This is a genomic window from Paenibacillus glucanolyticus NBRC 15330, assembly GCF_004000885.1.
Lineage (GTDB): Bacteria > Bacillota > Bacilli > Paenibacillales > Paenibacillaceae > Paenibacillus_AQ > Paenibacillus_AQ glucanolyticus.
This window is the reverse complement of the sequence record NZ_BIMC01000024.1, coordinates 60,596-85,980: the sequence shown is the minus strand read 5'-3', so window position 1 is coordinate 85,980 and position 25,385 is coordinate 60,596. Positions and strand designations below refer to the sequence as shown.

21 protein-coding genes, 1 tRNA gene and 1 pseudogene are annotated in these 25,385 nt (G+C 50.0%); 16 read left to right on the top strand and 7 right to left on the bottom strand.

Translation table 11 applies throughout. The features are described 5' to 3' along the window. Together PGL02S_RS24700 and PGL02S_RS24695 are read right to left on the bottom strand one after the other, a co-directional pair. The coding region (locus PGL02S_RS24700) for an amino acid ABC transporter ATP-binding protein (RefSeq protein ID WP_164762892.1) at positions 1–591 on the bottom strand (591 nt) is incomplete at its 3' end. Then, complete coding sequence (locus tag PGL02S_RS24695; RefSeq protein WP_231888101.1) at positions 584–1,972, bottom strand: amino acid ABC transporter substrate-binding protein/permease; 1,389 nt, start codon at positions 1,970–1,972, stop codon at positions 584–586. The genes PGL02S_RS24700 and PGL02S_RS24695, both read right to left, overlap by 8 nt. Positions 1,973–2,295: 323 nt before the next feature. Here PGL02S_RS24695 and PGL02S_RS24690 point away from each other — a divergent pair, with 323 nt between their 5' ends. The 6 genes from PGL02S_RS24690 (at position 2,296) to PGL02S_RS24665 (ending at position 8,889) form a co-directional block, all read left to right on the top strand. Then, entirely contained in the window at positions 2,296–3,057 is a 762-nt protein-coding gene (locus PGL02S_RS24690; protein ID WP_036644266.1) for an SIMPL domain-containing protein, read from the top strand. A gap of 412 nt (positions 3,058–3,469) precedes the next feature. After that, a complete protein-coding gene (locus tag PGL02S_RS24685) occupies positions 3,470–4,441 on the top strand; it encodes an ABC transporter ATP-binding protein (RefSeq protein ID WP_036644269.1) in 972 nt (323 codons plus the stop codon). Next, complete coding sequence (locus tag PGL02S_RS24680; RefSeq protein WP_036644271.1) at positions 4,438–5,286, top strand: ABC transporter permease; 849 nt, start codon at positions 4,438–4,440, stop codon at positions 5,284–5,286. The genes PGL02S_RS24685 and PGL02S_RS24680 overlap by 4 nt, the downstream gene beginning before the upstream one ends. After that, a complete protein-coding gene (locus tag PGL02S_RS24675) occupies positions 5,287–6,093 on the top strand; it encodes an ABC transporter permease (RefSeq protein ID WP_036644275.1) in 807 nt (268 codons plus the stop codon). A 58-nt stretch (positions 6,094–6,151) separates the two neighbouring features. Continuing rightward, on the top strand, positions 6,152–7,204 hold the full coding sequence (locus tag PGL02S_RS24670; protein ID WP_036644278.1) for an ABC transporter substrate-binding protein: 1,053 nt from the start codon (positions 6,152–6,154) through the stop codon (positions 7,202–7,204). Between the two features lie 611 nt (positions 7,205–7,815). Then, a complete protein-coding gene (locus PGL02S_RS24665; RefSeq protein ID WP_006207580.1) occupies positions 7,816–8,889 on the top strand; it encodes a PdaC/SigV domain-containing protein in 1,074 nt (357 codons plus the stop codon). A gap of 670 nt (positions 8,890–9,559) precedes the next feature. On the opposite strand, the gene clpP is transcribed toward PGL02S_RS24665, so the two are convergent. Together clpP and PGL02S_RS24655 are read right to left on the bottom strand one after the other, a co-directional pair. Next, on the bottom strand, positions 9,560–10,156 hold the full coding sequence (clpP, locus tag PGL02S_RS24660; RefSeq protein ID WP_006207581.1) for an ATP-dependent Clp endopeptidase proteolytic subunit ClpP: 597 nt from the start codon (positions 10,154–10,156) through the stop codon (positions 9,560–9,562). Between the two features lie 160 nt (positions 10,157–10,316). Beyond that, positions 10,317–10,391, bottom strand: a tRNA-Arg gene (locus tag PGL02S_RS24655). A gap of 370 nt (positions 10,392–10,761) precedes the next feature. Here PGL02S_RS24655 and PGL02S_RS24650 point away from each other — a divergent pair. The 8 genes and pseudogenes from PGL02S_RS24650 to PGL02S_RS24615 form a co-directional block, all read left to right on the top strand. Further along, a complete protein-coding gene (locus tag PGL02S_RS24650) occupies positions 10,762–11,805 on the top strand; it encodes a sugar-binding transcriptional regulator (RefSeq protein WP_006207582.1) in 1,044 nt (347 codons plus the stop codon). Between the two features lie 109 nt (positions 11,806–11,914). Continuing rightward, complete coding sequence (gene gap / locus PGL02S_RS24645) at positions 11,915–12,919, top strand: type I glyceraldehyde-3-phosphate dehydrogenase (RefSeq protein ID WP_006207583.1); 1,005 nt, start codon at positions 11,915–11,917, stop codon at positions 12,917–12,919. A 193-nt stretch (positions 12,920–13,112) separates the two neighbouring features. Further along, on the top strand, positions 13,113–14,294 hold the full coding sequence (locus PGL02S_RS24640; protein WP_006207584.1) for a phosphoglycerate kinase: 1,182 nt from the start codon (positions 13,113–13,115) through the stop codon (positions 14,292–14,294). A gap of 76 nt (positions 14,295–14,370) precedes the next feature. Beyond that, positions 14,371–15,123 (top strand): triose-phosphate isomerase, encoded by a 753-nt coding sequence (gene tpiA, locus PGL02S_RS24635; protein WP_006207585.1) that lies wholly within the window; start codon positions 14,371–14,373, stop codon positions 15,121–15,123. Continuing rightward, positions 15,124–16,668 carry a 2,3-bisphosphoglycerate-independent phosphoglycerate mutase gene (gene gpmI, locus PGL02S_RS24630; RefSeq protein ID WP_006207586.1) on the top strand — a complete coding sequence of 515 codons (1,545 nt, stop codon included), beginning with the start codon at positions 15,124–15,126 and terminating at the stop codon, positions 16,666–16,668. A 48-nt stretch (positions 16,669–16,716) separates the two neighbouring features. Next, the gene (gene eno, locus PGL02S_RS24625) at positions 16,717–18,006 is read left to right on the top strand and encodes a phosphopyruvate hydratase (RefSeq protein WP_006207587.1); all 1,290 of its coding nucleotides are present in this window, start codon (positions 16,717–16,719) and stop codon (positions 18,004–18,006) included. A 382-nt stretch (positions 18,007–18,388) separates the two neighbouring features. Beyond that, complete coding sequence (locus PGL02S_RS24620; RefSeq protein ID WP_167666159.1) at positions 18,389–18,787, top strand: serine hydrolase; 399 nt, start codon at positions 18,389–18,391, stop codon at positions 18,785–18,787. Next, positions 18,682–19,029 (top strand): annotated as a pseudogene (locus tag PGL02S_RS24615) (serine hydrolase); the annotation flags it as partial. The gene PGL02S_RS24620 and the pseudogene PGL02S_RS24615, both read left to right, overlap by 106 nt. 161 nt (positions 19,030–19,190) lie before the next feature. On the opposite strand, the gene PGL02S_RS24610 reads toward PGL02S_RS24615, so the two are convergent. The 3 genes from PGL02S_RS24610 to PGL02S_RS24600 all read right to left on the bottom strand — a co-directional run bounded on the left by PGL02S_RS24610 (position 19,191) and on the right by PGL02S_RS24600 (position 22,022). After that, a complete protein-coding gene (locus tag PGL02S_RS24610; protein ID WP_036644282.1) occupies positions 19,191–20,315 on the bottom strand; it encodes an NADH:flavin oxidoreductase in 1,125 nt (374 codons plus the stop codon). Between the two features lie 116 nt (positions 20,316–20,431). Next, entirely contained in the window at positions 20,432–20,743 is a 312-nt protein-coding gene (locus tag PGL02S_RS24605) for an ArsR/SmtB family transcription factor (RefSeq protein ID WP_006207592.1), read from the bottom strand. A gap of 346 nt (positions 20,744–21,089) precedes the next feature. Further along, positions 21,090–22,022, bottom strand: coding sequence for an ArsR/SmtB family transcription factor (locus tag PGL02S_RS24600; protein ID WP_036644285.1), 933 nt, complete (start codon positions 22,020–22,022; stop codon positions 21,090–21,092). A 147-nt stretch (positions 22,023–22,169) separates the two neighbouring features. Here PGL02S_RS24600 and PGL02S_RS24595 point away from each other — a divergent pair, with 147 nt between their 5' ends. Together PGL02S_RS24595 and PGL02S_RS28930 are read left to right on the top strand one after the other, a co-directional pair. Next, complete coding sequence (locus PGL02S_RS24595; RefSeq protein ID WP_036644288.1) at positions 22,170–24,950, top strand: glycoside hydrolase family 2 protein; 2,781 nt, start codon at positions 22,170–22,172, stop codon at positions 24,948–24,950. 120 nt (positions 24,951–25,070) lie between these two features. Further along, positions 25,071–25,382: a putative holin-like toxin gene (locus PGL02S_RS28930; protein WP_255308668.1), complete on the top strand. Its 312-nt coding sequence runs from the start codon at positions 25,071–25,073 to the stop codon at positions 25,380–25,382. The last annotated feature ends 3 nt before the right edge of the window (positions 25,383–25,385 follow it).

Sequence of the window (25,385 nt, the reverse complement as noted above, 5' to 3'; positions counted from 1 at the left end):
CTCATGCGTGACAATTATCATCGTCATGCCCTCGCGTGCCAGATCCTTCATGACGCCGAGCACTTCGCCGACCATCTCCGGGTCCAGCGCCGATGTCGGCTCGTCAAACAGCATGATGTCCGGGTTCATCGCCAGCGCCCGGGCGATCGCTACGCGCTGCTTCTGACCGCCTGATAGCTGGCTCGGGAACGCCTCGGCTTTATCCGAGAGGCCGACCTGCTCCAGCAGCTTGAGTGCTGTGGCACGCGCTTCGACCGAGTTCTGTTTACCCAGCTCCACCGGGGCAAAGGTAATGTTCTTCAGCACGTTAAAATGCGGGAACAGATTAAAATGCTGGAACACCATGCCGATGTTCTCCCGCGCCTTGTTGATGTTCGTTTTAGGGTCATTGATATCCCGGTCATGCACGAACACCTTGCCTGCTGTAATGTCATCCAGCCGGTTAATGCAGCGCAGGAACGTGCTCTTGCCGGAACCGGAAGGTCCGATGACACAGACAACCTCGCCTTCCTGAACCTGCATGTCGATGCCCTTCAGTACCTCATTGGTACCAAAATTCTTCTTCAATCCTTCAACGCGAATCTTATCCATGACGTACCTTCCTTTCCAGACGATCCGAAATTTTGGTCAAAATCGTGATGACGATCAAGTACATGATCGCAACGACCAGCCAGATGTCAAACGATGCAAAAGTTCTTGCAATAATGATCTTCCCGGACTGGGTCAGCTCGACCAGGCCGATAACCGACAGGATGGATGTATCCTTGAGCGTGATCACCAATTGGTTGATAAAGGTCGGAATCATGATTTTGATTGCCTGCGGAATAATGATTTTCATCATGGCTTTGCGGTATGGCAAACCGAGCGAACGGGCTGCTTCCATCTGCCCGCGGTCGATGGACTGGATGCCGCCGCGGATGATCTCCGTTACATAGGCTCCAGCATTAAGGCTTAGGGTCAGAACGGCTGCCACGATAGGCGACATGGTAAAACCGAATGCTTGAGGAATACCAAAGTAGATGAAGAAGGCAAGGACAAGCAAGGGGATGCCGCGGAAGATGTCCACGAATACGGTGGCAAGACCTCGAAGCCACTTATTACGTCCGACCTTCATGAAACCGAATATCAAGCCTAGGAAAAATGCAAAAAACAGGGACGCAAATGTCAGCAGCAGTGTATTGCCGAGGCCCTTCAACAAGGAAGGCAGCGACTCCACGATCAGTCCCCAGCGGCTTTGATCCACCGGTCCTACAGCGTTTTCGCCAATATATTTTTCCTTGATGCGATTATATTCTCCGTTTGCCTGCAGATTGACCAAGCCGGCGTTGAATTTCTCCAGCAGCTCCTGATTCTTCCCCTTGCTCACGGCAAATCCATAGGATGCACCGGGCTCCATATCCGTAACGATTTTTAGACCGTTGTTCTGTTTAACGCCATAGGCCAATACCGGAAAGTCGTCAAAGCAGGCAACGGAATTGCCGGTTTTGACGTCGTCATACATTTGAGCCGAATCGTCAAAAGGCACAATGGTAAAACCGTATTTGGAGGATATGGATTCCGCGAAGCTGTATCCCTCCGTACCGGTTTTGACCGCGACCTTTTTCCCTTTTAAATCCTCATATCCCTTGATGGACTCCTGATCCTGACGAATAGCCATGACCACGCCCGAGTTAAAATAAGGGTCCGAGAAGTCAAACTTCTGCTTGCGCTCATCCGTGATACTCATGCCTGCGATGACGCCGTCTACCTGATTGGCTTCCAGCGCTTGAACCGCAGCATTGAAGCCGAGCGGCTTGATTTCGTATTTGAAGTTTTGGTCTTTGGCGATAGCATCGAGCAGATCCATATCGATGCCGACAAAATTGCCGCTGGCATCCTGAAATTCAAACGGAGCAAACGTAACGTCCGTTCCGATCTGATAGGTTTTGCCGGAGGCAGGCTCTGCCGCAGCGCTTGCCGTCCCATATGGCATGCCAACTGCCATAAGGAGCAGCAGTGACATAATTGCGTGTAACACCCGGGATGATTTCATAGTGACCTCCTCTTTTAAACACCTTCGTAAGTTAGTTACCCATTGTTGCTTCCTTGTTAACAGTTGCTTCATGCTTCATTCGGTATCTTATTTTCCCGATGAACCAATCATGCCTAGAAATACCATCTCATGGGGCCCCGAAAAATAAATTGAAGAAAAATCGCTAAACCGTTCATATCGGATGCAACATTTACCAATCCCGCCACGTTAGAAGGGTAAGTCAAGCATGGCAGCGATGCCAATATTGAAGGAGGCTGACAATAATGAAAAGATGGGTCAAACAAGTAGGTTCCATTATGATTGCAGGCGCACTGTTGACAGGCAGTACGGCTTTGGCAGGATTGAGCGGGGCAACCGAGGTGCATGCGGCGGAGGCAGCACAGCAAAATCTTCTCACCGTACTCGGTAAAGGCGAAATCTCGGTGAAGCCAGATATCGTATATCTTTCCATCGGGGCTGAATCGTATGCGGAAACCGCAAAATCCGCACAGAAGAGCAACGCGCTGAAAATGGATAAAGTGACCAAGCTGTTGAAGGAAACATGGAAAATCGATGACAAGGATATTAAAACCGAACAATTCTACGTACAGCCCAATTATACGTATTCCGATGAGAATGGCCGTAAAGTGAAAAACTACACAGCGTACCATTCCCTGGAAGTTACCCTTCGCGATTTGAGCAAAGTTGGAGACCTGCTGGATGCATCCGCTGATGCGGGGGCGAACTCCATTGGCAACGCCCGCTTCTCTGTTGAGAACCGCGATGCATTCGAAGCGCAGGTGATTGATAAAGCCATGGCAAATGCAGACCTTAAGGCTCAAGCTATGGCGAAAGCCTCCAAGCGTCAACTGGGTGTCGTGCTTAACATTGTGGAAGGCTCCGTTGGCGTAGATAACATCTATGGCCTTCAAAAAATGGAGATGGCGGCTCAATCCAATGCAGCGGACGCAGGCGCCAGCACATCCGTGAAGCCGGGCGAGATCAAAATTTCGACACAGCTGTATGTTCAATATGAGCTGAGATAGTCAATGTCTTTTCACTTGGCGTGCAGAGAACCGTTCATCCGGGTCATTACCGGGTGAGCGGTTTTCTTTGATTTTTCTGATACATTCACTCTGGAAACTGAAATACCATAATACGGGCCATATCCGTACCTTCCCCTGTCGAAATACACAGAAAAGTGTTGTGTATAGGGGGAAAACGAGGTATAGTGAATATGCGAAAAACTGAACTTTGTTCTAAAGCGTAAAGCCATACCCATGGATATGGCTTTTTTCTCTTAGTAGAGACTTCTAGAGCTTCCCCTAAGAAACGGATCCTGCCCACCTGAGCAAGATAGGCAGTATAACCGTTTCTTCTTAGTGGAGCACGTTTTTGTGCATACTAGCAAGTAGGATTGGTACACCTGGAATAGGTCACATTTTGAAGAAGGGGTTGATGCATGTGATTGAACTTGTCCAGATCGAGAAGCATTTTCAGGGACAAGCGGTCGTGCATCCGCTGTCGCTCTCCATTAAAGAAGGGGAATTCCTGACTTTGCTGGGCCCCAGCGGCTGCGGCAAAACGACGATTCTCCGAATGATAGCAGGATTCGAACAGCCTACCGAAGGACAGGTATTGCTGGCGGGTCAGAATGTGACGGATGTGCCTGCGAACAAGCGGGATTTAAATCTTGTATTCCAACACTATGCTCTGTTTCCGCATATGACCGTAGAAGATAACATTGCTTTTGGATTAAAAATGAAAAAAATGCCGCGTCAGCTCATCAAGGAACGTGTGGACGAGGCCGTGACGATGACACAGCTAACCCCACTGCGGGAACGCTTCCCGCATCAGCTGTCCGGAGGACAACAGCAGCGGGTAGCTATCGCACGTGCCATCGCCAACAAACCGAAGGTGCTGCTGCTCGATGAACCGCTGGGTGCACTGGACCTGCAGCTGCGCAAAAACCTGCAATCCGAGCTGAAGCATTTGCAGCGGACGCTGGGCATTACGTTTGTATATGTAACGCACGATCAGGAGGAAGCCATGATGCTGTCCGACCGGATCGTGATTATGAATCATGGACGGGTAGAACAAATCGGCACGCCGCGCGAGATCTACGCGAGGCCGCAAACGCTGTTTGCTGCCACTTTTGTTGGGGAGAATAATGTCTTCTCATCACCGGAAGGCCTCTTTGCCGTGCGGCCGGAGAAACTGGTTCCGCAGCGGGAGTCGGGTGCGAAGAAGAGCGGCGTGATTGAGGATGTGCAGTACCTCGGCAGTGTGCATAAGCTGCTGGTCCAGCTTGACAATGAGCCGATGAAGGTAACGATTGCCCTAGATATTTCGGATGATCGTCCTTGGGAGGTTGGTGAGCGGGTCGGGGTGAACTGGAGCACGAAGGATGAGGTGATCATCGGGCCATGAGGAAATCAAGGTTCCTGCTGACGCCGGTGCTGTTGTGGTTATCCCTGTTCCTGATCGTCCCGATGCTGATCGTGGTCGGCATCTCGTTTCTGTCGCGGGATTCGCTCGGTAATATCGTGTTTTCCTTCAGTCTGGAAGGATACAAGACCTTTTTTGATCCCTTATATTTAGGAATCTACTGGGATACCCTGGTACTGTCGCTGCTGACTACGGTGATCTGCTTGTTAGTCAGCTATCCTTTGGCCTATTATATAGCCAACGCTTCCCCGCGTATCCAGACATGGGGATTGATTCTGATCACCGTTCCGTTCTGGATCAACTTTCTGATTCGCACGTATGCCTGGGTTCTGCTTTTGCGAACGCAAGGCGTGGTGAACAGCCTGCTGTTATGGGTGGGGTGGATTGATGAGCCTATTCAGATGTTATATACGTATGGTGCCGTATTGCTTGGCATGGTGTATAACTTTATTCCCTTCATGGTGCTGCCGATTTATGTAGCGCTGGAGCAGATGGACAAGCGTCTCTTGGATGCAGCCAGCGATCTGGGTGCATCGAGGTGGAAGGCGTTTCGGCACATTACGCTGCCGCAGAGCAAATCCGGCATTATGACGGGTGCGGTTCTGGTGTATGTCTCGACCTCCGGGATGTTTGTAGTTACGGATATATTGGGAGGCGCGAAGTCCTCCATGATCAGTAATATTATTCAGTCACAGTTCCTGGGTGCAAGGAACTGGCCGTTTGGAGCGGCGTTGTCGGTGATTTTTGTCGCCACGTCCCTGGTGCTGATCCTGCTATTTAACCGGGCCATGCAAGCCCGCCATCAACGTGTAGGGGAGGGGAGATAAGTGAAGAAGAAGAATCATCCGCTGCTCGGGATTCACTCTTTCCTTATGATGGCTTTCATCTATGTACCCATCATTATGATCATTATCTATTCCTTCAACGATACGCGGCTGAGCGGAAACTGGGAAGGATTTACGTTGGATTGGTATGTATCGCTGTTCGAGAACCGGCATGTGATGGAAGCCCTGATGAACAGCTTGACGGTGGCCGTCATCTCTACGGTTGTATCCACCCTGCTGGGAACCGCAGCGGCACTCTCGCTCCGAAATATGGGCCGCAAAGGACGCAGCGGCATGAACGGGCTGTTATATCTGCCCGTCATTATCCCGGATATCATTATGGGGTTATCACTGCTCGTGTTGTTCAGCCAATTGAACATGCCGCTTGGCAAAACCACGGTAATTATTGCTCACATCACGTTCAGCCTGTCCTATGTCTACGTCGTGGTTACGGCCAGACTGTCCGGCATGGGCAAGCAGTTGGATGAGGCGGCTCAGGATTTGGGAGCCACGCCTTGGCAAACGTTCCGGCATGTAACGCTGCCGCAGATTGCACCGGGCATTATCTCCGGCGCTTTGATTGCTTTTACCCTGTCATTGGATGATTTCATGGTCAGCTTTTTTGTCGCTGGTCCAAGCTCAACGACGCTGCCGATCTATATTTACGCGCAGGTGAAACGAGGCATCTCGCCTGAGATCAACGCGCTGTGTACGCTGCTCATTCTGGTGAGCATTACGCTGATCCTGTTAGCCCAATACATTCTCAACCGCGGCAACGGTCAGAAGAAGCACAAAACATTGCCGATCTAAGCGATACGAACGCTTTTTTCGAATAGAATATGGAAGTGGAAAGAGAGGAGATATTGAATTGAACAAATCGAGATGGACCCGCCTGCTGATGGCAGGTATGGTTGCAGTATTGTCTGTAGGACTCCTGGCTGCTTGCGGCTCGGATAAGGAAACTCTTCATATTTACAGCTGGGCTGACAACTTCGACCCTGAGGTGCTGAAGGACTTCGAAGAGAAGTTTGACGTGAAGGTAACCTACGACAATTATGCAAACAACGAAGATCTGCTGGCTAAGATCAAAGCTGGCGGCAGTGGTTATGATCTCATTCAGCCGTCCGATTATATGGTGAAAACCATGATTGAATCGGAGCTGCTTGAGCCGCTTGAGATGAATAATATCCCGAACTTCGTCAATATTACGGATACGTTTAAAGATCCTTCTTATGACCCGGGCAATAAATATTCGATCGTTTACACGTCCGGTGTAACGGGAATTGCATATAACAAGAAGTACGTGAAAGACGAGATCAAAAGCTGGGGAGATCTCTGGAACCCGGAATACAAGGGCAAAGTCCTGCTTCTGGATGACAACCGGGAGATGATTGGCATGGCACTTAAGAAGCAGGGGAAATCCAACAGCAGTAAAGATGAAGCGGAGATTATCGCTGCATCTGATGAGCTGAAGACGCTGCTGCCTAACGTGCTTGCATTTGATACGGATAATATCAAGCAGAAGATGATTCAGGAAGAAGGCTGGATTGCTACGGTTTGGTCCGGAGACGCGGCGTTTATCGCGGCGGAGAATCCGGATGTGGCATATGTCGTGCCTGAAGAAGGAGCGACCATCTTCTCGGACAACTACGCGATTCCTAAAGGTGCGAAGAATAAGGAGCTCGCCGAGAAATTCATTAACTTCATGCTGGAGCCTGAAGTCAGCGCCAAGAACTATGAATTTATCGGATACAGCAATCCGAACACCAAAGCGATGGAATTCCATAGCGAGGAATATCGCGCCAATACCATGATCAACCTGACGGAAGAGGAGCTGCGTCGTACCGAATGGCTCGACAATGTCGGCGATTCCCTGTCCATCTACGATCGTTTGTGGACCGAGCTGAAGAGCGGTCGATAAGAAAAATATATTTCTTCATATAACTGTAATATAGAAAACCTGCCCCTCAAGGGGGCAGGTTTTTTTATGTTATAGAAATTGAATCTTAAGACCTATAAATTGGTGTAGAAGATCGCTTATACGAATTTTCCCGTAACTTACGGGGTCTTTTCATTGTTATATATAAAGAGTGGAAATACGCCATTTTGATATGGATTCTGAAGGGTTTAAACAAGTCGGGATAAAGACAGTATGAATTCTCTGGCTGCTTGCTGCTTTTAGCTATATATTTGCAGTGGTTGTGACTGGATGTTTTCCAGAAAAAGCCCCTTGCGCTTACTGTTGATAAACATTGAAGGAGCACTTGGGGGTATTGCTCATCATTCCATTGGTGTACGTTGTCCGGGTCCGTGAAATGTTCATGTTTACGGGCGCATGACACCATTGTTTTGTGTTCATTAGTATAACGAGGCCCATACTGAAAGATAAGCAAGAATGTATAGGTCCTTTAGCATGGAGTCAAAATTGTCATTGACTTTGTTACCAATAGATTGAAAGCTTTCCTTATAATGAATGAGGGTAATAGAGTAACAACTAACGGAAACTTATTTTAACAAAGGTGGAATTCTAATATGAATCCTAAATTTCGTGTATGTGCATCCTTAATTGCAACTAGTGTCCTGCTTGGCAGTCTTGGTTTGAGTGGACAGGTGATCGATGCAAGCACCTCTAAGGCATCCGTTTCCGCCAGTCAAAAATCGTCGAAGAATGAAGTTGTATTGAAATGGAATGGCAAAACCTTATCACAGAAGGGCATCGTGCTGCATGGGGTAACCTATGTTCCGGCAACCGCTTTACGGGATGGTCTGGGAATGCCTCTTAAATATGATGCGAAGAATCGGACCTACACGCTGGGTAACGGATATAACAAGTTGAGCGCCGTCGTATATGATGCGAGTGAAATCGGTATTTTGGTGAACGGAGCTTATGCTGGTGAGCCAGGCGGACAGATTATCAACGGTCGTCTGTATATGCCGTTCAAAACGATCAGCGAATATATGGGAGTTCAGGGACAGTGGAATCCTTCCTTGAAAACACTCAGCATGACGCAGAAAAAGCAAAACGACATTCAAATCAAATCGACTGCGCTGAAAAAGAAAATTCAAGGCGTTGATGCCGTTGTGAATTATCCGGTTATCAGTGGCCTCGGTAATGCTGAGGTGCAGGCAGAGATCAACAAAGTACTAAAAGAAAATGCATCCGGCGTCATCACGGGCGCTGAAGGAAATGTGGGCACACTCCCGCCATCGGGAACAGATTTTCCGTATGAATTCAGCGGTGATTATGTAGTTCATTACAATCAGGATGGCATCCTGAGCATTACGGCGTACGATTATTCGTACACGGGCGGTGCTCATGGCATGACCTTCCGCAAGAGCTTCACCTTCTCACTGAAGGACGGAAAGCAAATGAAGCTGGGCGATTTCATCAACATGCAGGGCAAGAACAAGCAGAAGATGAACAACCTTGTGCTGAGCAAGCTGAAGAAAGAGGGAGGTTATCTCGGCGGTTTTGAGGGAGTGCCTGCCGATGCCGACTTCTATGTGAAGGATAACGCGGCGGTACTGTACTTCCAGCTTTATGAGTACACGGCGTATGCCTATGGATTCCCTGAGTTTGAGTTCAAGCTGAAGGAATGGAAGTAAGACTCGATCAATCAGTTTGTATTAGCTGAAATCATTTTTAATACTATAGCTTGTTTAGATACATGATGTTGTCCTGATGTAACACTGTGCTGGAACTAGTTGCGAAAAATCTCTTGATAACGGGCGTGGAGCATCCTCCCGCTTCCTGCGATCAAGGGATTTTTGTGTTTATCGAGAGGCTTGCCTCGATGGTGCCTTATATGGTTTGTACACCGTGCGCACTGCTCCCTGTGAGCACGGTGCATGGTCCGGGGGTAAAATGCCATAAGTCGCCCTATACGATATCGGATGCCACCCGTTTATGGACGCAGAGAGTGAGGGGAGCACATTAGGCTGTGCGCAACCAATTACCCTTGCAAGGAACCCTACATAGGTTTTCCTCTATTCCCCTCCCCACAAGTTAAGGCAGGTCTTTTAGGAGGGGGATGCTCTTACCTTCTTTATGTTTTATTGAAAAGAGTCGTACCGAAGTGAGAGTATCCTCGGAGGAGCATCGCGTTCGCCTTTGAAATCGGGAAACCTCCTTATCTGTTCATTCATGTTTCCCGATTTCAACAGCGACCGGAGGGGATACTCTCACGATTTAGTACTCGAAGTCTTCAATGAATAATCCAGAGGATAAGAAAGGGCAGGCACCGGATAACGGCGCCTGCCCTTTGCTTGCATTCTTTTATAGTCCCTGCGGTGGTGTATTTTCCAGTACTTGATCGATAAGACCATATTCCTTGGCTTCATCAGCCGTCATGAAGTAGTCACGATCGGTATCCTTCTCAATGCGCTCCAGCGGTTGGCCGGTACGATCGGACAGGATGCGGTTCAGCTTGTCGCGCATCTTGAGGATGCGGCGAGCACGGATCTCGATATCCGTGGCCTGACCTTGTGCGCCGCCGAGCGGCTGGTGAATCATGATCTCGCTGTTAGGCAGACCATAACGTTTGCCTTTAGCGCCTGCATTCAGCAGGAATGCGCCCATGGAAGCAGCCATGCCGACACAGATCGTCGAAACGTCCGGCTTGATGAACTGCATCGTATCGAATATCGCCATACCTGCGGTAATGGAACCGCCTGGGCTGTTGATGTAAAGATGAATATCCTTCTCGGGATCCTCAGCCGACAAGAACAGCATTTGGGCAATGATGGAATTGGCGACCACGTCATTTACGTCGGAGCCGAGGAAGATAATGCGGTCTTTCAGCAATCTGGAATAGATGTCGTACGCCCGCTCACCGCGGTTGCTTTGTTCAACGACCATAGGTATAAAACTCACGTGGAAAACCTCCTCTTAAGTACCTCATATAAATACTGTTACCGTATTACCCACATGATAAACAATTTAAATCAAAAAGTCAAAGAAAGTCAAACTATTGGGTAAAAAAAAGAGCCGTCATGGGCACTTTGGGGTAATCAGTATATAGAAAAAGTAAAAATGGCGCGCCCGCGAGGAATCGAACCTCGATCTCAGGCTCCGGAGGCCTACGTCATATCCATTGGACCACGGGCGCATAATAAAAAGGTCTATCGACGTACATTCAAAGAAGACAGACCGCGTTTAGCGGTAGATTTTCTTGCGATATCAGGAAGCACACTCTGCGATGTATATACTTTCTGATATCTAAAAAATTAGCAACGAAGTTGATTATACCGCATCTATTTCGAAAATACAATAGCGGACAAAACTTTGTTCCTACTATATAGACAAGCTTGCATTTGGCCATAATGTATAAGAATGGCTGGGGCAGAGAAATATACTTTCGGACACTTGCAACGGGCGTGATTATTGGTTAGAATAAAGGTGGGACTCAAAAAGTTTAACTGGGACATTTTACGGCCCGATAGAGGAGAGCCGAGACGAAGTTTGCAGGAGTGGAATGCATGCGTAACCTATTAGAAATACAAGAGCAACTTCTGCCGGATCTGATGAACACTCTTAAACGAAGGTATTCCATCCTTCATCAGATCAAGTTGTCCGGAATGGTTGGCCGAAGAACGCTGGCTTCATCACTCTCGATGACCGAGCGTGTCCTCAGGGCAGAGACTGATCTTCTGAAAGCGCAGGGGCTGATCGAGATTGAGACGCTTGGCATGCGAATCAGCAGTGCAGGATTATGCTTGGTTGAGGAACTTGAACCGGTCATGAATGAGTTGTTCGGACTGGTTGAGCTGGAGGAGAAGATCCGTCAGGCTTATGGGCTTCGTAAAGTGGTCATTATTCCCGGTGACAGTGAGTCATCTCCGGAAGTCAAACGTGAGCTTGGCCGGGCCGGCGCAAGGACGCTGCTCAGTTTTGTGGAGGATGGAGATACAATCGCCGTAACAGGCGGCTCTACACTCGCTGAAGTGGCGGAGCAGATGTCATCATTGCCTGGTGGCGGACCGCTCAGAAGCACGTGGTTTGTGCCTGCGCGCGGAGGCCTCGGAGAGAGTATGGAGATTCAAGCGAACACCATTGCTTCCAAGATGGCAAAGCGTGTTGGGGCTGAATACCGTTTGCTCCATGTGCCTGATCTGCTAAGCGAGGATGCTTATCAGTCTCTTGTTCAGGATCAGCATATCCAGGAGATTGTGGATGTAATTCGGCGCTGCCGGGTCATTATACACGGCATCGGCGACGCGATGGAGATGGCGAGACGACGCAAGCTGGATGAAGGCTCCATTCAGAACTTGCAGGCAGATGGCGCGATTGCTGAATCATTCGGCTATTATTTCAGCGAAGAAGGCGAAGTTGTGCATAAGATGCTTACCCTCGGACTTCGGCTTGAGGACATTATGCGAACAGAGACGATCATCGGCATTGCCGGCGGCCAAGGCAAGGGCAAAGCGATTCACGCCGTGCTGAAATTCGGACATGAGGACATCCTCGTGACGGATGAAGCGGCAGCGTTGGAGCTTGAGAAGGAAATCGATGCCGCCATTTGATTGAGTCCAGAAATTTAGAGCAGCACAGTTTTTATAAACCTTGTTGTCTTGATTGATCTTATGGTCAATCTTGAATATATAAATTTTACAAATATGGAGGGAACTACTCATGGTTAAAGTAGGTATTAACGGTTTTGGACGTATTGGACGTAACGTGTTCCGCGCTGCGCTGAACAACAGCGAAGTTGAAATCGTGGCAATCAACGATTTGACGGACGTGAAAACACTGGCACACCTTTTGAAATATGACACAACTCACGGCAGACTTGACGCACAAGTAGAAGCTAAAGAAGGCGCACTTGTGGTAAACGGCCGCGAAGTGAAAGTATTCGCTGAGCGTAACCCTGAAGCATTGCCTTGGGCTGAGTACGGCGTAGAAATCGTTGTAGAATCCACTGGTATTTTCACAGCGAAAGACAAAGCTTCCGCTCACTTGAAAGGCGGCGCTAAGAAAGTTATCATCTCCGCTCCGGCTACAGACGAGGATATCACCATCGTTATGGGCGTTAACGAAGATAAATACGATGCTGCTAACCACACCATCATCTCTAACGCTTCTTGTACAACGAACTGCTTGGCTCCTTTCGCTAAGGTTCTTGACGAGAAATTCGGTATCGTGAAAGGTATGATGAATACTATTCACTCTTACACGAATGACCAGCAAGTGCTTGATCTGCCGCACAAAGACCTGCGTCGTGCTCGTGCAGCTGCTGAGAACATCATTCCATCCACAACAGGTGCTGCTAAAGCGGTTGGTCTCGTACTGCCACACCTGAAAGGCAAGCTGAACGGCATGTCGATGCGTGTACCTACGAAGAACGTTTCTGTAACTGACCTCGTAGTAGAACTGTCCCAAAACGTTACGCTTGAAGATGTGAATGGTGCGCTGAAAGAAGCTTCTGAAGGCCCACTGAAAGGCATCTTGAACTACTCCGATGAGCCGCTTGTATCCAGCGACTACAATGGTGACCCGGCTTCTTCCACTATCGATTCGCTCTCCACTATGGTAGTTGGCGACAACATGGTGAAAGTCGTTTCCTGGTATGACAACGAGTGGGGCTACTCCAACCGTGTCGTTGACCTCGCTGCTTACATCGCAAGCAAAGGTCTGTAATTGATCTAGCCATCCAATCGAAGAGGAGTTCCGTTCACGGGTCTCCTCTTTGGTTCATGGTTTTTACTTGTTTCATGCCAGAGCACTGGGAAGAATAGATCATATCCGGGCGCTGGTGAGACGATAGAGAGAGAAACGGGAGCAACTGCATGCTGTCGGTGAGGAGAATAGTTTTCTTAGGAGGAACGTGGAGATGAACAAGAAAAGTGTACGTGATGTAGAAGTAAGCGGCAAACGGGTGTTTGTCCGCGTCGATTTCAATGTACCGCTCGAAGATGGTAAAATTACAGACGACACTCGTATTCGTGAGACTTTGCCGACGATCAACTACCTGGTGGAGCAAGGAGCGAAAGTTATCCTGGCCAGCCACATGGGTCGTCCCAAAGGAGAGGTCGTTGAATCTTTGCGCCTGACTCCGGCAAGCGAACGTTTGTCCGAATTGCTCGGCAAACCGGTAGCCAAAGCGGATGAAGCGGTAGGGGAAGCAGTAAAAGCACAAGTAAACCAGCTGCAAAACGGCGACGTGCTCGTGCTTGAAAATGTTCGTTTTTACCCTGGTGAAGAGAAGAATGATCCGGAACTTGCGAAGCAGTTCGCAGAGCTTGCTGATCTGTTCGTGAACGACGCGTTTGGTGCTGCTCACCGTGCGCACGCTTCGACAGAAGGTATTGCTCATCATCTTCCGGCTGTATCGGGATTGTTGATGGAGAAAGAGCTGTCCGTTCTCGGCAAAGCCCTTTCGAATCCGGATCGTCCTTTTACCGCGATCATCGGTGGATCGAAGGTTAAAGACAAAATCGACGTGATCGACAATCTGCTTACGCTTGCTGACAATGTCATCATCGGCGGTGGACTTGCTTACACGTTCTTCAAAGCTCAAGGCCATGAAATCGGTCAATCTCTGCTCGATAAAGAGAAGCTTGATGTTGCGCTCGGTTTCATCGAGAAAGCCAAAGAGCTGGGTAAAAACTTCTACCTGCCGGAAGATATCGTGGTTACGGACGAGTTCAGCGCAGATGCGAATACAAAGATTGTTGGCATCGACGGCATTCCAGCAGACTGGGAAGGCGTTGACATCGGTCCTAAGACTCGTGCCAAGTATGCAGAAGTGATCAAAAACTCGAAGCTTGTCGTGTGGAACGGTCCTATGGGCGTATTCGAAATCGCTCCGTTCTCAAACGGTACTCGTGAAGTTGCACAAGCTTGTGCGGAAACGGAAGCTTACACGATTATCGGTGGCGGCGATTCTGCTGCAGCAGCTGAGAAATTCGGTCTGGCTGACAAGATGGACCACATCTCCACAGGCGGCGGTGCATCTCTTGAGTTCATGGAAGGCAAAGAACTTCCTGGTGTTGTGGCACTGAACGATAAATAGATTTATGATATAAGAGGGTAGCAAGTGGATGAAGTTTGAACCCCGGCTCTTCGGGGGGAATAAAGGAGTGAATCGTGTGAGAACACCTATCATAGCGGGTAACTGGAAGATGTTCAAAACTGTTCCGGAAGCAACCGCATTTTTCGAAGATGTAAAAGGCAAAGCAGAAGTTGAAGGCGTGGAAAGCGTAATTTGCGCGCCGTTCACCACTCTTCCTGCTCTGGTTGAAGCTGCAAAGGGCACGAATATCAAAATTGGTGCACAAAATCTTCATTTTGAAGATAATGGTGCCTTTACAGGCGAAATCAGCGGTTTGATGCTGAAGGATCTGGGCGTGGATTATGTCATTATCGGACATTCCGAGCGTCGTCAGTATTTTGCAGAGACCGATGAGATCGTGAACAAGAAAGTACATGCGGCGTTCCGTCATGGTCTTCTTCCGATCGTATGTGTCGGCGAGAAGCTGGAAGAACGCGAAGCAGGCCAAACCAAAGACGTGTGCAAAGTACAGACTGAAGCCGCGTTCGCAGGTATTCCTGCTGATCAAGCCATTCATGTTGTTATTGCTTACGAACCTATCTGGGCTATCGGTACAGGCAAATCCTCAACAGCTGAGGACGCTAACGAAGTAATCGCTTATATCCGCGAACTCGTAAAAGGCCTGTATGGTGAAAGTGTCGCAGCACTGGTGCGTATTCAATACGGCGGCAGTGTGAAGCCTGAAAATGTAACGGAGTATATGGGACAAAGCGACATCGACGGCGCGCTCGTTGGTGGTGCAAGTCTACAACCGGCTTCCTACATCGCACTCGTTGAGGGGGCGAAGTAGATGTCAGCTCCAAGACCCGTAGCTCTGATCATCATGGACGGTTTCGGGCTTCGCAACACCGATGTGGGTAATGCGGTCGCTCAAGCGAACAAACCCAATTACGACCGGTATTTGAAGCAATACCCGAACACAACATTGACCGCTTGCGGCGAAGCTGTTGGCTTGCCGGAAGGTCAAATGGGGAACTCCGAAGTGGGTCACCTGAACATTGGCGCAGGCCGGATTGTGTATCAGGACTTGACTCGCATCACGAAGTCGATTCGTGAAGGAGAATTCTTCGAGAACGATACGTTGGTGGAAGCCGTTCGCGCAGCTAAGAACAACAGCAAGAAATTGCATCTGTACGGACTTGTGTCCGACGGCGGCGTGCACAGTCACATTGAGCATATGTTTGCGATGCTGGATCTTTGCAAGAAGGAAGATTTCCATGACGTATACATCCATGGCTTCATGGATGGACGCGACGTGGCACCGGACAGCGGCAAGCAGTTTGTTAAGGATCTGATCGCGAAGATTGAAGAAGTGGGCGTTGGCCAAATCGCTACACTCTCCGGTCGTTATTATGCGATGGACCGTGACAAGCGTTGGGATCGTGTCGAGAAAGCATACCGCGCTATGGTATACGGCGAAGGACCTCAATACACGGATCCGCTGAAAGCCATCACCGAATCTTACGAGAAATCGGTTTATGATGAATTCGTGGAACCGACCGTGATTGTGAACGGTGAGGGCGAGCCGGTAAGCCTGGTGGAGAGCGGAGATTCCGTTATCTTCCTGAACTACCGTCCTGACCGTGCGATTCAGCTGTCCCAAGTGTTTACGAACAATGATTTTCGCGGTTTTGAACGTGGACCGAAGTTCCCGCAAAACCTGCATTTTGTCTGCCTGACGTTGTTCAGCGAGACGGTGGAAGGCTTCGTAGCCTACAAGCCGAAGAATCTGGACAACACCCTCGGTGAAGTGCTGGTTCAGCACAACAAAAAGCAGCTGCGTATTGCGGAAACCGAGAAGTATCCACACGTGACGTTTTTCTTCAGCGGTGGACGCGATGTGGAGCTTCCAGGCGAAACGCGCGTACTGATCAATTCACCGAAGGTCGCGACGTATGACCTGCAGCCGGAGATGAGCGCTTATGAGGTGGCGGATGCTTGTGTGCGAGAGATCGAAGCGGATAAGCATGATGCGATCATCCTGAACTTTGCGAACCCGGACATGGTAGGTCACTCCGGTATGCTGGAGCCAACAATCAAGGCTGTTGAAACCACAGACGAATGTGTTGGAAAGGTTGTCGAGGCTGTTTTGGCAAAAGGCGGGGTTGTTCTGATCACCGCTGACCACGGAAATGCGGACATGGTATTTGACGAGAATGGGCGTCCATTCACAGCGCATACCACGAACCCGGTTCCGTTCATCGTAACGGATGAGAACGTAACGCTGCGTGAAGGCGGCATTCTTGCCGACATCGCACCAACGATTCTCGATCTGATGGGTCTGCCGAAGCCGGACGAAATGACGGGAACCTCCATGATTGCAGCACGGAAGTAAGTCGTTCATAATGGAACGTAAACATAACATTTAAAGGAGACTATACACATGACTATTATTTCTGACGTATATGCACGCGAAGTCCTTGACTCCCGCGGCAACCCAACCGTAGAGGTTGAAGTATACCTGGAATCCGGTGCGATCGGTCGCGCTATCGTTCCATCCGGTGCTTCCACTGGTATTCACGAAGCCGTTGAGCTTCGCGACGAGGACAAATCCCGTTACCTGGGCAAAGGCGTTCTGAAGGCTGTTGAGAACGTGAATGAAATCATTGCTCCTGAAGTAATTGGCATGGACGCTTTGGACCAACTCGGCATCGATAAATTGATGATCGCTTTGGACGGAACTCCGAACAAAGGCAAATTGGGTGCAAACGCAATTCTGGCTGTATCCATGGCTGTAGCTCGCGCTGCTGCAGACGCTCTGGATCTCCCATTGTATGTTTACCTTGGCGGATTCAACGCGAAACAGCTTCCAGTTCCTATGATGAACATCGTTAACGGTGGTGCTCATGCAGACAACAACGTGGACGTTCAAGAGTTCATGGTATTGCCTGTTGGCGCACCTAGCTTCAAAGAAGCACTTCGCATGGGCGCTGAAATTTTCCACAACCTGAAGTCCGTTCTGAAAGGCAAAGGCCTGAACACGGCGGTTGGTGACGAAGGCGGCTTCGCTCCTAACTTTACTTCTAACGAAGATGCATTGACTTCCATCATCGAAGCGATTGAAAAAGCCGGCTACAAGCCAGGTGAAGACGTATTGCTCGGTATGGACGTAGCTTCCACTGAATTCTTCAAAGATGGCAAATATGTTCTGGAAGGCGAAGGCAAATCCTTCACGCCTGCAGAATTCGTTGACTTGCTCGCTTCTTGGGTAGACAAATATCCAATCGTTACGATCGAAGACGGATGTTCCGAGGACGATTGGGAAGGTTGGAAGCTGCTTACCGAGAAATTGGGCAACAAAATTCAACTCGTGGGTGACGATCTGTTTGTTACCAACACCGAGCGTTTGGAAAAAGGGATCAACGAAGGTATCGGTAACTCCATCCTGATCAAAGTTAACCAAATCGGTACATTGACTGAAACATTCGATGCGATCGAAATGGCAAAACGCGCAGGATACACGGCTGTTATCTCCCACCGTTCCGGTGAGTCCGAAGACAGCACCATCGCTGATATCGCGGTGGCAACCAACGCAGGTCAGATCAAAACGGGTGCTCCTTCCCGTACCGACCGTGTGGCAAAATACAACCAATTGCTTCGCATCGAAGATCAATTGGGCGAACTTGCTCAATACAACGGCTTGAAGTCGTTCTACAACTTGAAGCAAAAATAATTGAAATAGAAGAAAGCCCAGCTCCTGCTTTTTGGGAGCTGGGCTTTTTTGCGTGTCATTGGGCGATGTCGAAGAGTCAAGGAAGGCTGCACCTTGGATGGGGGCTGTGGGGCGGTGCGAATATCGGCTCCGGTCGCTGTTAAAATCGGGAAGCTGGATGGATTAGGGTGAGGAGGCTTCCCGATTTTAAAGGCGAACGCGTTGCTCCTCCACCGATATACGCACCTGAGCATGAGGGAGGTGTGCAGCCTTTTGCAGCCATCGCTGGGGAGCAAAGATAGCCCAGTTCAGCCTGGTCGCATGAACTGGGCTTTTGGGTGTGGGTGGGGAAGGCTAGGCAAGGCAAGGCAAGGGAGGCACCTTGGACGAGGGCTGTGAGGCGGTGCGTATATCGGTTCAAAAGCATACAATTGATGAACTTGTGGAATGGATATACTCTCTTCCCATGGAGTCAGAGGTTCCGACGAACTTCAGTTATTCGAACTCCGGCTACATTCTGTTAGGCAAAATTATCGAAACCGTCAGCGGCTCCACGTACGCCGATTTTCTGGAACGGGAAATATTCGGCCCTGCGGGCAAGAAGGATTCCGCCCTTGAATCCAGCTCGATCTTATCTAACCGAGCGAGCGCTTATGAGATGACGGCGGAGGGAGAACTGCGGAACGCTCGTACCTCGACATGTCCAACGCTTATTCGGCCGGGGGCATTGTCTCTACCGCTAGAGATCTGCATATGCTTAACTGTGCACTGGATGAGGGGAAGCTGTTGTCCGGCGATATGACGGTCAAGCTATTCTCTTGGGACGGGCAGCAGCCTTACCGTTATGGCTGGAATAGGGCAAGCATTCGGGCCAACCGGACCATGGCCTTCCATCATGGCGGGATTAACGGTTACACGGCTTCCTATCTAAAGCTGCTGGATCAAGAAATCGCGGTAATCGTGTTAAGCAATGTGTCTACCACGCTGACCTCAACGTTAGCGGGCGTGATCGTGAACGCACTTGGCGAAAATTCCCTATTGTAATAGATGATGTAATACATGAAGACCAAACTCTCCTGGGAGAGCTTGGTCTTTGTTTATGTACACAGCAAAAAAAGCCGGTAGAAGACTGCGGTCCTCTTCCGGCTTCTGATGGATATTTCGAAGGCCTAATGCAGCCCAGGTCTATAGGGGCCAGAACAGCATTAAACCAGGGTATTCAAGGATTCCGGCGTGAATGGCTCAAGCTCGTCGAAACGTCCGTCGCGTACCTTGGCAGCCCATTGCGGATCAGCCAGGAGAGCACGACCTACGGCAACGAGGTCATATTCATGTTTCTCAAGGCGGTTCAAGAGCTCGTCGATGTCCTTGTGACCAGCACCCTTGCCTTGGGTAAAGAGGCTGGTAAACACTTCATCGAGGCCAACAGAGCCGACGGTGATGACCGTTTTTCCTGTCAGTTTCTTAGCCCAACCGGCAAAGTTCAGCTCAGAGCCTTCGAATTCAGGCTCCCAGAAGCGGCGTGTCGAGCAGTGGAATATATCGACACCTGCGTCCGACAGCGCGGTTAACAACTGACCCAGTTTTTCAGGCGTATCTGCGAGCTTAGCTTCGTATTGGGTTGTCTTCCACTGGGATAGACGGATGGCAACAGGGAAGTCCGGACCTACCGCTTGACGTACGGCTTTCACCACTTCGATCGCAAAGCGGGCACGCTTCAGCATGTCTCCTCCATACTCATCGGTACGCTGGTTCGTTCTTTCCCAGAGGAATTGATCAATCAGGTATCCGTGGGCACCATGGATTTCTACACCGTCAAAGCCAATACGTTTGGCATTCGCAGCAGCATCCGCATAAGCTTGAATGACTTGTTTGATTTCATCTATGGTCATCGGCTTAGTGACGAGGTTGCCTTCCAGGTCAAGTCCGGATGGTCCGATCGGAAGTGCCTCCGGGTTTGGCTCGGCGCCCACCGGACGGGTCATGCCGATGTGCCAAATCTGCGGCATGATCTTGCCGCCAGCCTCATGAACCTGACGGACGACCTCGGCCCAGCCGTTCAATGCGGCTTCACCGTGGAAATTAGGTATATTGGGGTTATCGGTAGCTGCCGGGTGGTCTATCAGCGTTCCTTCGGTAATGATTAGTCCGACGCCATTCTCTGCACGCTGACGATAGTAAGCCGCCACATTCGGGCCCGGTACGCCATTCGGGGAGAAGCCGCGGGTCATGGGTGCCATCACCACGCGGGATGAAAGAGTCAGGTTTCCGATTGTATAAGGCTCGAAAAGAGCCTCGGTGGATCGGGTGTTTTGATTTTGGTTGCTCATGTATGGAATCCTCCAATATCTCTAATATGTTTTTCTGCATTTTCATAAAAATAGATATATATAATGAAAAGAAAGAGCTTGTAGGCTTTCTTTATGGTGCTAATGCTCGTTTAAGCCTATAGCTCTTTCTTGAGTTGTTCGATAAAACGCGCGATACCCTCCTCATTACGTCTGTAATATGTCCACTGGCCCGAGCGCCTGGATTCCAGCAGACCTGCCTTTTGCAATTTGACCAGGTAGCCAGAAACGACCGACTGTGCAAGCCCTGTTTTCTCTGAAATGGAGCCAACGCAGACACCGCCCTGAAAATCGCATGTAGAAGGCATGTGCTTCTGCGGATCAAAATGTTCCTCCGGATGCTTCAGCCACTCCAGAAGTTTAAACCGGGTCTCGTTTGATAGTGCTTTGATGGTTTGTATGGTATCCATATGCTTATTATATCTATTTTTATAGAAATGTAAATATAAACTTTGGGAAATAACTAAAAGAAAAAAAGACTATTCCCAGGCCAGCCCAGGGGTTGACATGGAATAGCTTTTATTCAGGTTGGGGTTGAGCCCAAGAAAAATGATTGAATTTAGCCATGGATACACGGTGAGGCTGAACCGTCCGCGATGTTTACAGGCCAATGTTGTGATTGCCAAGGCTTGTTTTTTGCATCATCTTGGCTGCGGGATGCTCCGTGTTGGTATAGCCCCAGAACGAGACCTGTCACTACAAGGTCATCCCTACCGCAGATGTGCTTCACGTTAGTTTTTCCGGCAGCATCAACTGTCAGGCTTCCGTATACCGCACAAAAGACAGGGTGATATCCTGCGGATGATCCCCAAAACCCGAACCGTACAGATTCAGGCCGTTCGGGTATTCGGCGTCTTCCTTCACCTCAAAGCGGACGCGAATCGGCCGGTTGAAGGCGAGTCCCAGCGAATCTATGGTGGTCGCGCCTGCCGCTTGACCGTCGACTTGGCTGCCTGTTGCGGTTACGCGCCATTCCGTCAGCATGCCGTATTCACTGCCGCTTCTCCATTTATCCGGCGTGAGTTTCCCTTTGCGATCACCAAAATCGCCAGGGCTTCTCCAGGTGCCTACAGGGAGATCGTTAATGCTGACGGTTATATCGGATGGCCAATCCTGCTGGAAGGAAGGCGCTTCGGAGCTGAGCTCCGCACGGATGCGCAGTTCATCGAGAGCGGCTCCAGGCGGCATGGGATTGGCAAAATAATATTCGATATATCCGGATCCCGAGAACCAGAGCAGCGCGGCCTCTGTTCGTTCCGGCATGTAAAAGGCGCGCGGATCGTCAGGCGATCCGATCAGAGAGCCATCCCGAGCCGCCATGCCGCAGGTAGGCTCGATCGAGCAGTGGGAGAACATGCCGATCGGCATGTGGATCTCTTCCGTGCGCTGCAGCCCCTCGCCCGGCTTTGCGGGCAGTTCGAGAAAAATGGAGCGGCAGGTAACGGCGCAGATTTTTTCCCTATTGGCACCTTGCGAAGAGACGATCAGCTCCGCCTGCTCCAGCATCTGGACATTAATGGATACCGTAGGCTGCGCAATCCCAAGCGCTTCGGCCAATTGACCGACACTCATCGGTTTATCACCAAGCGCTTCAAGAATGCGCACACGGACATCACTGGATAAGGCTTTGGCTACTTCCACGATCCGGGATGCCGGATAACGGTTGGTTTCCAGCTTCGATTCGTTCATAATCCCCTTCCTTTACTGAAGAGATATAGTGACTCCAAGTGTACACTAAATTCGATATATTGTAAAAATATAATGTACATTGCAATTATTATATACAGGTGCTAGAATAGGGTCAAATTTAGAAAAAGGAAAGGTTGTGTTCGCTTCATGAAGTCTCCTGTAGCAACGCCCATCCGTACGGAAATTCCACGCCCAGAGTACCCGAGACCCGATTATGAGCGGAGAGATTGGTTAAATCTGAACGGTCAGTGGTCGTTCCAGCTGAAAACGGAAGGATCCGATGATAATCAGCAGCATGCTGGCAAGGATGAATATACTTCCTTGCAAGCGGGCGATGCACGGTGTTTTGATTCCGAAATTACGGTGCCGTTCTCCTGGGTAAGCCCATTGTCCGGTATTGAGCGTGATGTAAAGGGTGTCGGCTGGTACCGACGTTCCGTGAAGTGGAAGCCGGCCGAGAAGCAGTCTCGAATCTTCCTGCGGTTCGGCGCCGTGGATTATCTGTGCGATGTATGGGTTAACGGCAAGCATGTCGGCTCGCATCAAGGCGGGTACGGAACATTTGAGTTTGATGTGACTACGGTTTGGAATGCGGAACAAGACAATATTCTTGTGGTCCGTGCAGAGGACTATGATCATAACTATCAGGCCCGCGGGAAGCAGGGTTATGGAGAGATTCGGGGAATATGGCAGCCGGTTTGGCTGGAGGCCCGGCCGCAAACCTACATGGAGCAAGCAACCTTCATAACTTCCCTCGATGGTCAGGTCGAACTCAAATCCAGGATTCAGGCGCATGAAGCAGGCACAGCGACACTTCATCTTTCTTTTGAAGAAGGTTCCATTACTCATCAGGTGGAGTGGGAGCTGGCAGAAGGGATTAATGAGCGCACTACCGTGTTCCAGGTTAACGATCCGCAGCTGTGGAGTCCTGAAACGCCGCACCTGTATGAAGGGCAGCTGACTCTGTCGGGTTCCGCCGGGGATGATGTCGTGCATACTTACTTTGGGATACGCGAGATCGGGACGGCGAAGTTCGACGGTCGGGAGTACCGCTGGATCACATTGAACGGGAAGCCGGTATATTTAAACGGAACGCTGGACCAGTCCTATCATCAGACCGGGTTCTTCACCTACCCGACGGATACGGAGATGCAGGACGAGATCTATCTCATGAAGCGGCTTGGACTGAACTTCGTGCGGATTCATATTAAGCCGGAGGAGCCCCGCAAGCTGTATTGGGCGGATAAACTCGGCATTCTGGTGATGGAGGATATGCCGTGTTTTTGGGGCAACCCGGATGAGACGGCACGCTCAGCCTACGAGAGCGAGGCGCTTGAAATTATAGAGCGGGACCGGAATCATCCGTCTATTTTTTCCTGGGTGATGTTTAACGAAACTTGGGGGCTGCGCACGGACAGCGAATCCGCCGGCCTGACCGGGGGAGAAGGACAGCATCGATATTATCTCCCGGATACGCAGGAATGGGTGCGGGAGAAGTACAGATGGGCCAAGGTGCTAGATCCGACCCGGATCGTGGAAGACAATTCGCCTTGCGCTTATGATCATGTGGAAACGGATATTAACACCTGGCATTTTTACATCAACGGGTATGAACCGCTGCGGAATCATATCGAGGAGATTGTTCAGAAGACGCATCCGGGTTCCGAACATAACTATATCGGCGGCAATCAGCAGGGTGACGCTCCGCTCATGAACAGCGAATGTGGTAATGTGTGGGGAATTGACGGAGGAGCCGGGGACAGCGATCTGGCATGGCATTACCGTTACATGCTCAACGAATTCCGGCGCCATGATAAGCTGTGCGGCTTTGTATTTACGGAATTCCGTGATGTCACGAACGAATTCAACGGCTATTATCGTCTTGATGGTACGGATAAAAAATTCGGATACGAGGACTTTGTGCCAGGTATGACGATAGCCGACCTGCACACGCCGGATTTCGTTGTCATTGACGCACCGCCTTGTCAGACGCTGGAGCAAAGAGCCGCAGTATCCATACCGCTGCAGCGTTCCAGTTATTCCGATCAATATCATGGACAGAAGCTTACCCTTGCCTGGGAATTATCCTATGACCAGTTGGGTACGAAGGTCGTGGCTGATCAAGGATCCCTGGAGGTCGCATGGGACGGTTACGGTGTGGCGCCGCTGACCGAACTGCAGCTTCGCATGCCGGAGACCGATGCGGTTGCGATACTCGGCGTTCGTCTCCTGAATGGTGCGAACGGAGTCGTGACGCGCAACTTCACGACGTTTGACGTGCGCGGCGGAGAGGAGCAGTGCAATGGTGGAGCGGAAGCCAGAACGGTACGCATTCCGGTCAACACATTCCGTGAGCAAAGCTTCACCTATATGTGGGAGGCGCTTCAAGGAGCCAAAGTGAACGGCGGCGGAGAGGGACGATTCGTCTATGACGTGCAGCTGCCGGACCGTGAGGAGTTGCTGCTGATTCGCGATATCGAGATTTTCTTTGAGGCTGGCGCCAAGCGACTGCTGGCACGAAATATCGAGGGTGCGCGGCATCGCAGTCACGGCATCGACTTCATGCATGGGGCATCGGCGGATGTAGAGTATAACCCGAGCACTTACTATATGACGGATGAAGAGCTGCATGAATCGCGTGTATCTGTTTGGGTAGACGATGTCAAAATCGGCGAGGCTGTGCTCGCGGATGATCCTGCCGATTGCCGAGGCGTTCTCTCGTGGCACTATCAGCCGGTCAACAACCTTCTGGAAGAGGCCGGTTCGTACGGATACCTGTGCCAAGCTCAGGTACCGGGAAGACTTTCGGCAGAGCTTGACCGCAAGCGCAGCTTCCGACTGGAGCTGCGGGCCGAGGAAGGCGGCATCAGTCTGTATGGACGGAATGCAGGCCGCTATCCGATCGATTTGTTGGTGCGGTGTCGGTGAGAGTGGTAGTTGAAGGATGAAGGATGTCACTCAGTTTTCAGGCACTTAATTGGATTATGTCAGAGATTGCGATAATTAATTCGTGTGAAGTATAAATAGAAAATAGGCAACCTGCCAGTAGTGGAACTACTTGCTGGGTTGCCCATTTTTTATGGAGTTCTATGTCCTAAGAATGGTTTGGGTGATTGGTATATACTGCCTTATATAGTCTTTTTTCATTACTCTTTTATCGTATTTTATGCTTGTTTGCGTATTAGATCGTCTTCGTTATGTTATAATTTTCTAGTACAATATACGGCTTATAAAGGCGGTCGGCTAATCTCCCAGAAGGGAGGTGATGCCCATGGAGGTCAAAGATGCACTTTCCTTTCCTTAATGTTCATGTTCGGCATGTTCATTCTGGCATTGCTCACCTACATGAAAAAGAAATAGACC

Excerpts from the sequence above, each read along its gene's own strand:
- PGL02S_RS24695 (WP_231888101.1), bottom strand. The coding sequence starts at position 1,972 with ATGCCATATGGGACGGCAAGCGCTGCGGCAGAGCCTGCCTCCGGCAAA.
- PGL02S_RS24690 (WP_036644266.1), top strand. The coding sequence starts at position 2,296 with ATGAAAAGATGGGTCAAACAAGTAGGTTCCATTATGATTGCAGGCGCA.
- PGL02S_RS24685 (WP_036644269.1), top strand. The coding sequence starts at position 3,470 with ATGCATGTGATTGAACTTGTCCAGATCGAGAAGCATTTTCAGGGACAA.
- PGL02S_RS24680 (WP_036644271.1), top strand. The coding sequence starts at position 4,438 with ATGAGGAAATCAAGGTTCCTGCTGACGCCGGTGCTGTTGTGGTTATCC.
- PGL02S_RS24665 (WP_006207580.1), top strand. The coding sequence starts at position 7,816 with ATGAATCCTAAATTTCGTGTATGTGCATCCTTAATTGCAACTAGTGTC.
- PGL02S_RS24650 (WP_006207582.1), top strand. The coding sequence starts at position 10,762 with ATGCGTAACCTATTAGAAATACAAGAGCAACTTCTGCCGGATCTGATG.
- gap (WP_006207583.1), top strand. The coding sequence starts at position 11,915 with ATGGTTAAAGTAGGTATTAACGGTTTTGGACGTATTGGACGTAACGTG.
- PGL02S_RS24640 (WP_006207584.1), top strand. The coding sequence starts at position 13,113 with ATGAACAAGAAAAGTGTACGTGATGTAGAAGTAAGCGGCAAACGGGTG.
- gpmI (WP_006207586.1), top strand. The coding sequence starts at position 15,124 with ATGTCAGCTCCAAGACCCGTAGCTCTGATCATCATGGACGGTTTCGGG.
- eno (WP_006207587.1), top strand. The coding sequence starts at position 16,717 with ATGACTATTATTTCTGACGTATATGCACGCGAAGTCCTTGACTCCCGC.
- PGL02S_RS24610 (WP_036644282.1), bottom strand. The coding sequence starts at position 20,315 with ATGAGCAACCAAAATCAAAACACCCGATCCACCGAGGCTCTTTTCGAG.
- PGL02S_RS24605 (WP_006207592.1), bottom strand. The coding sequence starts at position 20,743 with ATGGATACCATACAAACCATCAAAGCACTATCAAACGAGACCCGGTTT.
- PGL02S_RS24600 (WP_036644285.1), bottom strand. The coding sequence starts at position 22,022 with ATGAACGAATCGAAGCTGGAAACCAACCGTTATCCGGCATCCCGGATC.
- PGL02S_RS24595 (WP_036644288.1), top strand. The coding sequence starts at position 22,170 with ATGAAGTCTCCTGTAGCAACGCCCATCCGTACGGAAATTCCACGCCCA.